Source organism: Rhodococcus sp. 06-1474-1B, from assembly GCF_002258885.1.
Lineage (GTDB): Bacteria > Actinomycetota > Actinomycetes > Mycobacteriales > Mycobacteriaceae > Rhodococcoides > Rhodococcoides fascians.
Window position 1 is genome coordinate 192,286 of the sequence record NZ_NOYR01000032.1, and the last position, 12,506, is coordinate 204,791.

General features: G+C 66.6%; 13 protein-coding genes. 11 read left to right on the forward strand and 2 right to left on the reverse strand.

Annotation, left to right across the window (positions count from 1 at the left end; genetic code table 11):
• Positions 1-6 precede the first annotated feature (6 nt).
• Positions 7-1,125, reverse strand: coding sequence for an NADH:flavin oxidoreductase/NADH oxidase (locus CH266_RS18770; RefSeq protein WP_176457140.1), 1,119 nt, complete (start codon positions 1,123-1,125; stop codon positions 7-9).
• A gap of 114 nt (positions 1,126-1,239) precedes the next feature.
• Here CH266_RS18770 and CH266_RS18775 point away from each other — a divergent pair, with 114 nt between their 5' ends.
• The 11 genes from CH266_RS18775 (at position 1,240) to holA (ending at position 11,986) form a co-directional block, all read left to right on the forward strand.
• Positions 1,240-2,520 carry a glutamate-5-semialdehyde dehydrogenase gene (locus CH266_RS18775; RefSeq protein ID WP_032374433.1) on the forward strand — a complete coding sequence of 427 codons (1,281 nt, stop codon included), beginning with the start codon at positions 1,240-1,242 and terminating at the stop codon, positions 2,518-2,520.
• A gap of 51 nt (positions 2,521-2,571) precedes the next feature.
• Positions 2,572-3,453 (forward strand): AAA family ATPase, encoded by an 882-nt coding sequence (locus CH266_RS18780; RefSeq protein WP_027497532.1) that lies wholly within the window; start codon positions 2,572-2,574, stop codon positions 3,451-3,453.
• A 1-nt stretch (position 3,454) separates the two neighbouring features.
• Positions 3,455-4,870: a vWA domain-containing protein gene (locus CH266_RS18785; protein WP_032374432.1), complete on the forward strand. Its 1,416-nt coding sequence runs from the start codon at positions 3,455-3,457 to the stop codon at positions 4,868-4,870.
• Between the two features lie 44 nt (positions 4,871-4,914).
• Positions 4,915-5,691: a nicotinate-nucleotide adenylyltransferase gene (nadD, locus tag CH266_RS18790; protein WP_072692176.1), complete on the forward strand. Its 777-nt coding sequence runs from the start codon at positions 4,915-4,917 to the stop codon at positions 5,689-5,691.
• Positions 5,688-6,077, forward strand: coding sequence for a ribosome silencing factor (gene rsfS, locus CH266_RS18795; protein ID WP_027497529.1), 390 nt, complete (start codon positions 5,688-5,690; stop codon positions 6,075-6,077). Before nadD ends, rsfS begins: the two co-directional genes overlap by 4 nt.
• The gene (locus CH266_RS18800) at positions 6,074-6,727 is read left to right on the forward strand and encodes a histidine phosphatase family protein (protein WP_027497528.1); all 654 of its coding nucleotides are present in this window, start codon (positions 6,074-6,076) and stop codon (positions 6,725-6,727) included. Before rsfS ends, CH266_RS18800 begins: the two co-directional genes overlap by 4 nt.
• Complete coding sequence (gene octT, locus CH266_RS18805; RefSeq protein WP_048318610.1) at positions 6,714-7,466, forward strand: diglucosylglycerate octanoyltransferase; 753 nt, start codon at positions 6,714-6,716, stop codon at positions 7,464-7,466. The genes CH266_RS18800 and octT overlap by 14 nt, the downstream gene beginning before the upstream one ends.
• Positions 7,463-8,311 (forward strand): DegV family protein, encoded by an 849-nt coding sequence (locus CH266_RS18810; RefSeq protein ID WP_094644310.1) that lies wholly within the window; start codon positions 7,463-7,465, stop codon positions 8,309-8,311. The genes octT and CH266_RS18810 overlap by 4 nt, the downstream gene beginning before the upstream one ends.
• A 107-nt stretch (positions 8,312-8,418) precedes the next feature.
• Positions 8,419-9,375: a ComEA family DNA-binding protein gene (locus CH266_RS18815; protein ID WP_094715919.1), complete on the forward strand. Its 957-nt coding sequence runs from the start codon at positions 8,419-8,421 to the stop codon at positions 9,373-9,375.
• Complete coding sequence (locus tag CH266_RS18820; protein ID WP_094715920.1) at positions 9,372-10,958, forward strand: ComEC/Rec2 family competence protein; 1,587 nt, start codon at positions 9,372-9,374, stop codon at positions 10,956-10,958. The genes CH266_RS18815 and CH266_RS18820 overlap by 4 nt, the downstream gene beginning before the upstream one ends.
• A 50-nt stretch (positions 10,959-11,008) precedes the next feature.
• Positions 11,009-11,986, forward strand: a complete 978-nt coding sequence (gene holA / locus CH266_RS18825; RefSeq protein ID WP_217901011.1) for a DNA polymerase III subunit delta — start codon at positions 11,009-11,011, stop codon at positions 11,984-11,986.
• A 75-nt stretch (positions 11,987-12,061) separates the two neighbouring features.
• Here the strand turns inward: holA and rpsT are convergent, their stop codons facing one another.
• Positions 12,062-12,322 carry a 30S ribosomal protein S20 gene (gene rpsT / locus CH266_RS18830; protein ID WP_027497522.1) on the reverse strand — a complete coding sequence of 87 codons (261 nt, stop codon included), beginning with the start codon at positions 12,320-12,322 and terminating at the stop codon, positions 12,062-12,064.
• Positions 12,323-12,506 lie beyond the last annotated feature (184 nt).

The window sequence follows — 12,506 nt, forward strand, 5'->3', positions numbered from 1 at the left end:
TGACTGTCAGTAGGCCCGCTCGTACTGCGGTGCCACTGCCGGTGTCATCTCCACTCCGAGTTCGCGGGCCGCGCGCCGTGGCCAGTACGGATCGCGCAGCAGCTCACGGGCGAGAAGCACCGCAGTCGCCTCGCCGAGCGAAACGATGTCCTCGGCCTGTTTCGGTTCGGTGATCATCCCCACCGCTGCGGCCGGCATCGTGGTCTCGTTCTGGATACGCCGTGCGAACGGCACCTGGTAACCGGGTTCGACCGGAATCTCGGCGCGTACGTTCCCGCCGGTGGACGTATCGACGAGATCCACGCCGTGCTCGGTGAGTATCTGCGCCAGCGCGACAGTCTGATCAGAGGTCCAACTCGGAGCTTCCAAGTCGGCTGCAGCCTCGGACTTCTCGGGTTCGTCGAGCCAGTCCGTCGCCGACAGACGGACGAACACCGGAAGCTCGGCAGGCCACACCTCACGGACCGCGTCGACCACCTCGATCAGCAGGCGAGTCCGTCCCGCGAAGTCGCCGCCGTAGGCGTCGGTGCGGGTGTTGCTGGCAGGCGAGAGGAATTGGTGCAGGAGGTATCCGTGCGCGCCGTGTATCTCGGCTACCTGGAACCCGGCCTTCAGTGCGCGCTGCGCAGCGTTACGAAAATCGTCGACGATCTTTGCGATGTCGTCGGCTGTCGCTTCCCGTGGTGTCGCGTAACGACCGAACGGTACGGCGCTCGGGCCCACGGTCTCCCAGCTCCGGGGATCCTCGGCGGGCAGTGATGTGCCACCGAGCCAGGGAGCCGCCGTCGAGCCCTTCCGGCCCGCATGCGCCAGCTGGATGCCCGGGACGGTACCGAAGGACGAGATCTCGGTGACGATCTCGGCCAGTGCGTCGGCCTGTGTGTCGTTCCAGATCCCCAGGTCCGATGGGCTGATTCGGCCCTCGGGGCTGACCGCCGTGGCCTCGGTGATGATCAGACCGGCTCCGCCTATCGCGCGACTCACCAGGTGGGTGCGATGCCAGGCACCCGCGACGCCGACGTTCGCGCCCGTCTCGTCGGCCGAGTACTGGCACATCGGTGCCATCCATACCCGGTTGGAAAAGGTGAGCTCGCGCAATGTCAGGGGCTCGAACAGGGCACTCACAGGTGGTTCCTCCGGTCTGTCGGTCTCGACGTCGGTGACGTCGGCGATGTCCACGCTGTGCTGCAACGACGTGGAGATGCAGCTTCATTCCCCGGCCCTATTAGTGTGTAGTGCATGACTGCTTCCGTCTCGGCCGCTTCGGTGCCGTCCTCTGCCGACGAGCGCGAGAACGTGCACTCGGCTGCTCGCCGAGCCCGCGTCGCTTCACGTGCACTGGCGTTGCTGACCACTGCGGAAAAGGATTCGCTGCTGCATGCCGCGGCCGACGCCGTGCTGGCCGCAGCGGAGCCGGTACTCGCAGCCAACGCCGCCGACATCGAGATCGCCCGCGCTGCGGGAACGGACGAGGGTCTGCTCGATCGGCTGCGGCTGACGGCTCCGCGCATCGACGGTATTGCCGCCGGGCTGCGGCAGGTGGCGGGCCTACCCGATCCGATCGGCGAGGTCATCCGCGGATCGACGCTCCCCAACGGGCTCGAGATCAGGCAGATGCGGGTACCGCTGGGCGTCGTGGGCATGGTCTACGAGGCGCGCCCCAACGTGACCGTCGACGCGTTCGGTCTGGCGTTCAAATCCGGGAACGCAGTGCTGCTGCGGGGGTCCTCGTCCGCGGCGCAGTCGAACGCAGCCCTGGTCGAGGCGCTGCAGGGTGCGCTCACGAGCCACGGGCTGCCGGAATCGGCCGTACAACTGCTCGGCAGTGCTGATCGGTCGACGGTCACCCACCTCATTCAGGCCCGCGGGCTGGTCGATGTCGTGATCCCGCGTGGGGGAGCGGGTTTGATCGCCGCGGTCGTGCGTGATGCCACGGTTCCCACCATCGAGACCGGGGTGGGTAACTGCCACGTCTATCTGCATTCCTCCGCCGACGCGGAGACGGCCGAGAAGATCGTGCTCAACGCCAAGACCCGCCGGGTGAGCGTGTGCAACGCCGCCGAAACGGTGCTGGTCGATGCCGCGATCGCCGAGACCATGGTGCCGAGGTTGTTGCAGGCGTTCCAGATGCACAGCGTCACGGTGCACGGTGATCTGCCGGGGTTGGTTCCTGCAGGCGACGACGATTGGTCGCAGGAATACCTCTCGCTCGACATCGCGCTGAAGGTGGTCGACGGCCTCGACGAGGCAATCGACCACATCGACCGATACGGCACCGGCCATACCGAGGCGATCGTCGCGTCGGACATCGGTGCTGCGCGCGAATTCACCCGACGAGTCGACGCGGCTGCCGTGATGGTCAACGCCTCCACCGCGTTCACCGACGGCGAGCAGTTCGGCTTCGGTGCCGAGATCGGCATCTCCACCCAGAAGCTGCACGCCCGCGGCCCCATGGGCCTGCCCGAGCTGACCTCGACCAAATGGACGGTGTGGGGCGACGGGCACGTCAGACCCGTCTGACCGGCCTGCAGCCACTCGACCCGCCAGACCCGATCTTCCAGGAGTTGTGACGTGGACCGTGCCCTACCGACGACACCACCGTTGTTCGCGAGCGTGAACGATGTTCAGGCCCGTCTGGCCGAGACGGGGTATCTGGCCGACAAGGCCACGGCCACATCGGTCTTTCTCGCCGATCGCCTCGGCAAGCCGCTGTTGATCGAGGGTCCCGCCGGAGTCGGCAAGACCGAATTGGCGCGCGCGGTCGCGCAGTCGACCGGAGCCGAACTGGTGCGACTGCAGTGCTACGAGGGCGTCGACGAGGCGAGGGCACTGTACGAGTGGAACCACGCCAAACAGATCCTGCGTATCCAATCCGGCTCGAGTGCCGACTGGGACTCGACGAAGCTCGACGTGTTCTCCGAGGAGTTTCTGCTGGCTCGGCCGCTGCTGCAGGCCATTCGCCGAACCGAGCCGACCGTGCTCCTGATCGACGAGACCGACAAGGCAGATGTCGAGATCGAGGGCCTGCTGCTCGAGGTGCTCAGCGACTTCGCGATCACCATTCCCGAGCTGGGCACGATCACTGCGGAGCGCACCCCGTTCGTCGTGTTGACGTCCAATGCCACGCGCGAACTGTCGGAAGCTCTCAAGCGCCGCTGCCTGTTCCTGCACCTCGACTTCCCCGACGCGGACCTCGAGCGTCGAATCCTGGCCAGCCGCGTTCCCGAACTGCCCGAGGCAATCGCGGAGCAGATGATCAAGACCGTCCGCGTGCTCCGAGGGATGCAGCTCAAAAAGTTGCCGTCGGTGGCCGAGACGATCGACTGGGGTCGCACACTCCTGGCCCTCGGCATGGACACCCTCGACGACGACGCGGTCCGGTCGACGCTCGGAGTGGTGCTCAAGCATCAGTCCGATCAGGTGCGCGCCGCCGCCGAACTGCGGCTGAACTGACATGCTCGCCCCACACGGAATTCCCGGGCATCTCGTCGGCTTCGTCGAGGCGTTGCGTAAGCGTGGGATCTCGGTGGGGCCGTCGGAGACCGTCGATGCCGGACGCGTCCTGTCGGTGTTGGATCTGTTGGACAGAGAAGCGGTCCGCGAAGGGCTGGCCTGCGCGCTGCTGAGACGTCCGACGCACCGCGGGGTGTTCGACGCGTTGTTCGACCTGTGGTTTCCGGTGGCATCGGGTACCCGGGATTCGGGGCAGATCGACACCGCGCTGCCTCGCACCGAGACGGGCGAGGTCGATATCGATGCGTTGCGTGAACTGATCGTCGAACTGCTCTCGGACGACTCGGCGGAGGCGGCCGAACTGACCCAGATGCTGGCGGCCCAGATGGTCGAAGAGCTCGGTCAGTACAAGTCCTCGAACGGGCCGTCGTTCTCGGCCTATCAGGCGTTGCGTGATGTCGCTCCCGACACGCTGCTCCGCAAGATCCTCGACGGCCTGCTGGGCCGAAGTGACGATACGCCGGATCGGCCCACCGACGACTACGAGTCCGAGGTGGCCAAACGGACTGCAGCGCAACGCATTGCCGACCTACGCAAGATGGTCGAGAGCGAGACGAGGCGACGGTCGGCCGAGAAACTGGGCCGCGACCGGGTAGCGAGCTACGGCGTGCCGAAACTGGCGGAGGAAGTCGATTTCCTGCGTGCCTCGGACGCGGAGATGGTTGCATTGCGGCGTAACGTCGCACCGCTGGCGAGGTTGCTGGCCTCGCGACTTGCGGTGCGCCGCAGTCGAAGCAGGCACGGCTCCATCGATCTGCGACGCACGCTGCGCAAATCCATGTCGACCGGCGGTATTCCCATCGATCTGGTGGAGCGTAAGCCGCGTCGGGCCCGGCCGGAACTGGTTGTGCTGTGCGATGTCTCGGGGTCGGTGGCCGGATTCAGTAACTTCACCCTGCTGCTGGTGCACGCTCTTCGTGAACAGTTCTCCCGGGTGCGAATCTTTGCGTTCGTCGACTCCACCGACGAGGTGACGCGGTTCTTCGATTCCGGGGCAGACCTCGGGGCCGCCATGAGCCGGATCGTGCGGGAAGCGGACCTGGTGACCTACGACGGTCATTCGGATTACGGGCATGCTCTGACGACATTCGACGAGAAGTACGCGCAGGTCATCACCAGCCGCAGTTCGGTTCTCGTTCTGGGCGATGCCCGGACGAACTATCGCGAACCGAAGCTGCCGGCGTTGGCCCGAATCGTCTCGGTGGCCAAGCACGCCTACTGGCTCAACCCCGAGCCCAAATCTCAGTGGGGATCCGGTGATTCGGCGGCCAAGGTGTATGCGGACGTGATTGCGATGCACGAGTGTCGGTCGGCCCAGCAGCTCGCGACGGTGGTCTCACGTCTGTTGCCGGTATGAGGCGTGTAACCGGCGTCGCTGCCACGGACGTAGAATCGTCGGTTGTGCAGCACGAATCCGGCCCCGGTGAGGACACGAACACCACGCCGACTCTCCGGTTGGGGGTCATGGGCGGCACTTTCGATCCCATTCACCACGGTCACCTCGTGGCTGCGAGCGAGGTGGCGGCCACGTTCGGTCTGGACGAGGTCATCTTCGTTCCCACCGGGACCCCGTGGCAGAAGGAGGGCCGGTCGGTCAGCCCGGCCGAGGACCGCTACTTGATGACGGTCATCGCCACCGCGTCGAATCCTCGGTTCTCGGTGAGCCGGGTCGACGTCGACCGGGAGAAGTCGACCTACACCGTCGACACCCTGAGGGATCTTCGAGCGCAGCACCCCGATGCCGAGTTGTACTTCATCACCGGTGCCGATGCGCTCGAGTCCATCCTGACGTGGCAGAACTGGGAGGAGCTCTTCGAGCTCGCGAAGTTCGTCGGAGTGACGCGGCCGGGGTTCGAGCTCGGCGTCGATCATCTGGCCAACCATCTACGATCGTTGCCCGCCGACACTCTCACATTGATGGAAATCCCGGCACTCGCGATATCGTCGACGGACTGCCGACGTCGTGCCGGTGAAAATCGGCCGGTCTGGTACCTCGTCCCGGACGGCGTCGTGCAATACATCTCGAAGAGGAACCTCTATCGACCACGGGGCGCGCAGCGCCTCGACGGATCCGTCACCATGTCGGAACCGGCGCCACAGAAGAAGCAACCGGCCGGGTCGGTCACCAGCGCAGTGACCGCGAACCCGAGCCATACGAGTGGGAGTACACCGAAGTGACTGCAACAGCCGAAGCCGCCGAGATGGCGCGTATCGCCGCGCTCGCAGCCGACGACAAACTGGCCAGCGACGTGGTGATCCTCGACGTCTCCGACCAGCTCTACATCACCGATTGCTTCGTGATCGCCTCCGCGCCCAACGAGCGTCAGGTCAACTCGATCGTCGAGAACATCGAGGACCAGCTTCGTGAGGCCGGACACAAGCCGGTGCGTCGCGAGGGCACCAGAGAGGGCCGCTGGGCGCTGCTGGACTACTCCGACATCGTGGTGCACGTCCAGCACAACGAGGAGCGCAACTTCTACGCGCTCGAGCGGCTGTGGAAGGACTGCCCGACGATCGAGGTTCCGGGCCTCGGTCAGCATCCGGCACCGGAACCGGAGCAATGATCCGGCGGCTCATCCTGCTTCGCCACGGTCAGACTGACTACAACGCCACCGACCGTATGCAGGGCCAGCTCGATACCGATCTGTCCGAGCTGGGCCGCAGTCAGGCGAAGACGGCTGCGGCCGAATTGGCTGTCCGCGCGCCCATCCGCATCGTCTCCTCCGATCTCAAGCGCGCTCTCGACACTGCGGAAGCTCTCGGGGACGCGGCTGGAGTCCCGGTGTCCACGGACGAGCGGCTGCGGGAGACACATCTCGGCGACTGGCAGGGACTCACCCACACCGAAGTGGACGACATTGCCCCCGGTGCGCGTCCGGCCTGGCGTGCCGACGCAACCGTCGCCCCGCCCGGTGGGGAAAGTCGCATCGACGTTGCGAACCGCAGCGTGCCGCTGGTGCGTGAGCTCCTCGGCGGCGTCCCCGAGTGGGGTGCCGACGGCGACCAGCGACCACTGGTGCTCGTGGCGCACGGAGGGTTGATTGCTGCCCTGACCGCAGCGTTGCTCGCACTGCCGACCGATCGCTGGCCGGTGCTCGGCGGCCTCGCCAACACCAGCTGGGTACAGCTCGGTGCGCACGGACCCGGTGACAACCCGTCCTGGCGGCTCGACGTCTGGAACGCCTCGGCGCGGGTGGCCAGTGACGTCCTCTGAGGAGGCCGCCGCGCGCCCCGTGCTGCTCGTGCTGGCGGACTCGCTGAGCTATTACGGACCCGAGGGCGGGCTGCCGGTCGACGATCCTCGATTGTGGCCCAATATCGTTGCTGCAGAGCTGGATTGGGATGTCGAGCTGGTAGCCCGTATCGGCTGGACGAGCCGCGATGCGTGGTGGGCTCTGACCCAGGATCCGCGAGTGTGGGCGGTGATACCGCGGGCCGGTGCCGTCGTACTCGGAATCGGCGGCATGGACTCGTTGCCGTCGCCGCTACCGACCGCGTTGCGTGAGCAGATCCGCTACATCCGTCCGCCCGCACTTCGGCGGGTCGTTCGCGCGGGTTATCAAGCGGTGCAGCCGGTTCTGTCGCATCTCGGTTGGCCGGTGGCGCTTCCGCCGCGACTGAGTGTCGACTACCTCGAGCAGACCCGCGCCGCATTGGCCTACGTGCGGCCGGAATTGCCCGTCGTCGGTACCTATCCGTCGGTGCATCGGTGCGACGCCTACGGGCGGGTGCATTCGGGGCGCGAGCCCGCGGTACGAGCGCTGCGTGCCTGGAGCGACGAAAATAGTGTTCCCATGGTCGATCTCGCGGAGGCAGTTCGGCCGAACATCGAGTCCGAGAACGCCAACCCCGACGGAATCCACTGGGGTTGGGACGCACACGTGGCCGTGGCCGACGCAATGCTGACGGTGTTGCGACCGGTGGCAGCGGCGGCAGCGATCCGGCACCCATGACCGTCGCCGTCGTCACCGACTCGTCGTCCTGCCTGCCCGCGTCCGTAGCCGCCGAGTGCGGTATCGCGGTGGCACCGCTGCATGTGTTGGTGGACGGCGTCGACCATCGTGAGGGTATCGACGAGATTCCCGAACGATCGACCGACGGAAAGCCGGTGACGACCGCGGGGGCGTCTCCGGGCGAGCTGACCGAGGTCTATGCCGCAGCTCTCGAACGCAGTCGCGGGGCGGGCGTCGTCGCACTGCACATCTCCCGGGGCCTGTCGAGCACCTGGGAGGCTGCGCGGCAGGCCGCCGAGCAGATCGGATCGTTGGTGAAGGTGGTCGATTCCGGTTCTGCCGGAATGGGATTGGGCTACCCGGCGCTGGCAGCAGCGTATGTTGCAGCGGGTGGAGCCGGACTCGACGAGGTCTACGACGATGCTGTTCGCAGGTCTGCGTCGTCGAGATGTTTCATCGTCGTCGATCGATTGGATCACCTGCGCCGCGGCGGTCGTATCGGCACTGCCGCAGCCCTGCTCGGTACGGCCCTGGCGATGAAGCCGGTGCTGCACATCAGCGATGGTGCGCTGGTGTTGCGCGAGAAGACGCGAACCTCCTCGAAAGCACTGAGCAAGCTGGTGGACGCGGCAGCTGCCGCGGCAGCCGACATCGGTACGGATTCCGGGGTTGTCGTGGCGGTGCATCATATGCAGTGCGCCGAGCGAGCCGAGGACGTCTCAGCCATGCTGATGGCGCGTATCCCGAACCTGACCAGCGTCGACGTGCTGCCGTTCGGTGCGGTGCTCGGTGCACACGTCGGTCCCGGTGCCGTCGGCGTAGTCGTCGCTCCTGATCATCGGTAGGGCGTATCGAGCCGCATCATCCACAGAATCTCGGTTGTGCACAGGGCAGTTCGCGACCACTGTTCGCCCCGGTCAGGTCCGTCCGGAGGGCGCTAGCGTCCTGAGACATGGGCGGCGACGACGATCGGGCACACACGGTGGCACGATTGAATTCCGTGCGGAGGCAGAGTGATTCCGCGCGCGCCGAGCCGCGCCGAGTCGACGAATTCGATGACCCCCAGGGCGAGCCGCCGATCGGGCAACCACAGGCCGGCGTCGTGCACCCCGATCCGGAGTGGCTGCTTCCTGCCGTGCAGCGTCCCGAATCACCATGGTCGTCGTTGCTACCGCAGCGGTGGCGATTCGCGCGGGTGGATCCCGGCCGACCCGGTGTGAAGGCGTTGGCGGCGGCGGGTGTGTTCGTGGTCCTCGTCGCCGGCTTCGCGGTGTTTCGAGATGCGCCGACGCCTGCGCCCGCACCACCACTGGCGGTGGTCTCCACCGACGCCGCCGATGCCCGCGCGCCGGACTCGGCGTTGTCCGAATCCGGATCGTCGAGCCGGCCGCCGGACAGAACGGCCGGCACGGCACCTGTTGCCGAAACAGAACTTGTCGTCAGTGTCGTCGGACTCGTCGCGCATCCCGGTCTCGTTCGGCTGCAACCGGGCTCGCGCATCGCCGACGCCTTGGCCGCAGCGGGAGGGGCCGTGGAGGGTGCCGATCTGTTGGCGCTGAACATGGCAGCTCGGGTGTCGGACGGCGATCAGATCGTCGTGGGGCTGGTCCCGGCTCCGGCGGCCCCTCCGGTCAGCGGCACCACGTCGGGTCAGGGCGCAGGGCCCGACAGTGGTGCCGGTTCGACGACGGACCAGGCGGGCCCTGCCGCCGGCGGAGCAGTGGACCTCAATACGGCCACGGTCGCAGAATTGGATGCGCTGCCCGGTGTGGGACCGGTGACGGCAACGTCGATCGTGAGCTGGCGAGACACGAACGGCCGCTTCGTATCGGTCGATCAGCTCGCCGAGGTCGACGGTATCGGCCCGGGTCGGCTCACCAAGATTCGCGACCTGGTCCGAGTCTCGTGACCGGGGTGCCGTCGTCGACGGACTCCGAGGAACCAGTTCCTTTCGACATCCGCCTGATTCCGGCGGCAGCGGCGTCCTGGTCGATCACTGCGACCGGTATTCTCGCCGGTCCGAGCGCGGCGGTGAAGGCCACGGTGGTGACGTGCGCGATCGTAGTGCTGGGAGCCGTTGTGCTGCAAATGATCTCGAAGGGTCGAGCGGACACCGCGAGACACGTGTGGTCCGGGGCGGCCGCGGTGATCGTCGTGGCGTTGTGTTTCGGCGGTGCGATCTGGCTCCAGATGCGCTCGGTGGCGGAGCATCCAGTGGCTGCGGCCGCGCAGAATCGGGCATGGATCACGGCAGTGGTCGACATCGAAGAAGACCCGCGACGTCTGCCCGCGCCCGGGCCGCCGATGGTGATGTTGCAGGCGGAGATGACCCGCGTCGATGTCGGTGGCGAGGCGCTCTACGTCGGCGGCCGGGTATCGATCGTGGCGCCGGAGTTGACATGGTCGGCGCTGCTTCCGGGCCAGCAGATCACGGTCCGAGGCCGGCTCGGGGTACCCACCAGGTCCGATATGACAGTGGCCGTCATCCGAACGACCGGTCCGCCGGTGGCAGTAGGTGAGCCCGGACCGGTCTCGTCGGCGGCGGGCTCGTTTCGCTCGAATCTGGCAGACGTGGCGCAGAATTCGCTCCCGTCGGACCGGGCAGGTCTACTGCCGGGCCTCGTCGTGGGCGATGTCTCACGATTGGACGAGCAGGTAGTCGAGAACTTCCGAGCCGCGGGCTTGACGCATCTGACGGCGGTGTCGGGTGCGAACTTCTCGATCCTGATCGGTGCCGTGCTGTTGGTGTTGCGCGGCGTAGGGATCGGGCCTCGCGCCACCGTCACGATTGCCTTCGTCGTTCTGATTGCCTTCGTCGTCGTGGCCAGACCGTCCCCGAGCGTGTTGCGCGCCGCGGTGATGGGGTCGATCGGTTTGCTGGCCTTGGTCACCGGCAGACGGAAGCAAGCGGTCCCGGCCTTGTGCGGCGCGGTGTTGGTACTACTCGGGTGGTGGCCGCGGCTCGCCGTGGACGTCGGATTCGTGTTGTCGGTGTTCGCCACCGCGGGGCTGGTGCTGGTGGCACCGATCTGGGTGGACTGGCTGCGGGCCCGAGGATGGCCCCGGGCAGCTGCGGAGGTGGTGGCGGTCGCCGCGGCGGCCCACGTGGTGACGGCGCCCGTCGTCGCGGCAATGGCGGGAACCTTCAGCGTGGTGGGTGTGGTTGCGAACGTACTGGTCTCGCCGGTCGTCGCCCCCATCACCGTGGTAGGCATTGTGACTGCGGTGTTGGCTGTGGTCAGTACCTCGCTCGCCGACATGACGGTGCAACTGGCGTCGGCACCGTTGTGGTGGTTGATCACGGTGGCCGAGCGTGCCGCGTCGGTGCCGGCAGCATCGGTCGTCGTTCCGGAGGGTGTCCGAGGAATCGCGGCGGCGACCGTCGGCACTGTCGTGCTCCTGGGCGCGCTGCGATGGGCGTTGTTCCGCTGGGTGTCGGCCACGTTCGCGATTGCACTTCTGGCGCTGTGGACGGCCCACGTCGTGTGGTGAGTGACGGTCCGAAGCGGATGTCCGTGGTGTCGGCGGCGCATGGCACGATCATGGTCGTGACTTCGAGTGTGGCTCCACTGCATCTGGTACTCGGCGACGAGGAACTACTGATGGATCGTGCGGTGGCCGCGATCGTGACGCAGGTGCGCGCGAATGCGGCGATCCCGGGGGAGGACCTGCCGGTGACCCGGCTGCGGACCGGTGACGCAAGTGCTCCCGAGCTCGCCGAACTGCTGAGTCCGTCGCTGTTCGCCGAGGACCGTGTCGTCGTACTCGAGGCGGCGGCCGAGGCCGGTAAGGATGCAGTCACTCTGGTGCTCGACGCGGCTACCGATCCACCCGAGGGTGCCGTCGTGGTGGTCATGCATTCCGGCGGCGGCCGCGCCAAAGCGATGGTCGGTGCCCTCCAGAAATGCGGGGCTCAGGTCCACGAATGCGTCAAGCCGACCAAACCGGCCGAGCGGATCGATTTTGTCCGGGGCGAGTTTCGCGCGGCGGACGTCCGCGTCAGCGGCGAGGTGATCGAGGCTGTCGTCGAGTCCGTCGGTAACGAACTCCGCGAATTGGCCTCGGCGTGTTCACAGTTGGTCTCCGACACCGGAGGCAAAGTCGATCTGGCCGCCGTGCGTCGGTACTACTCGGGCAAAGCGGAGGTATCGGGATTCGACGTCGCGGACAAGGCCGTCATCGGTGATCGAGCCGGCGCTCTCGAAGCCTTGCGGTGGGCGATGCACCGGGGAGTGGCCCACGTTCTTCTCGCGGATGCGCTCGCCGATGCCGTGCGCACCATCGCGCTCGTCGGCTCGGCCGGTCGCGGTGACCCGTTCCGGATGGCAGGCGAACTGGGAATGCCGCCCTGGAAGATCAAGAAGGCGCAGGGCCAAGCGCGCGGCTGGAACGGCCGCTCGATAGCGCAGGCCCTGCGCGTGGTGGCGCAGCTGAACGCCGACGTCAAAGGCCAAGCAGCGGACGCGGACTACGCGGTGGAGCGAGCTGTCGCCGAGGTCGCCTCGTTGGGTGACCGCTAGCGGGGTGCCCGGCGCACGACAAAGCCCGCTGCGTCCTCGTCGGATGCAGCGGGCTCGGTCGAGCTCAGTACGAGATCAGAGCTTGTTGACTGCGAGAGCCAGTGCCGACTTCTTGTTGGCGGCCTGGTTCTTGTGGATGACGCCCTTGCTGGCAGCCTTGTCGAGCTTGCGGCCGGCATCGAGGAGAATCTCGGAAGCCTTGTCCTTGTCGCCCGCAGCCTGTGCCTCGCGGAACGAGCGGATGACGGTGCGAAGGGAGGACTTCACCGACTGGTTGCGCAGGCGTGCACGCTCGTTGGTGAGAATCCGCTTCTTCTGGGACTTGATATTGGCCACGCGTAAAATCCTTGTCGTCTTCGTCGGTATTCCGGTCAGGGCGATCCATGCTGGAATGCCCGAAGTCTGCTGCTGAGCGTTGAGCCCTGCGCCGAAGATCGAGAATACCAGCACAGGACGGCAGAACCCAATCCGGCGTCGCCCTCCACAGCCGTTTCAAGAATTTAACGCTTCTACCGCGCCT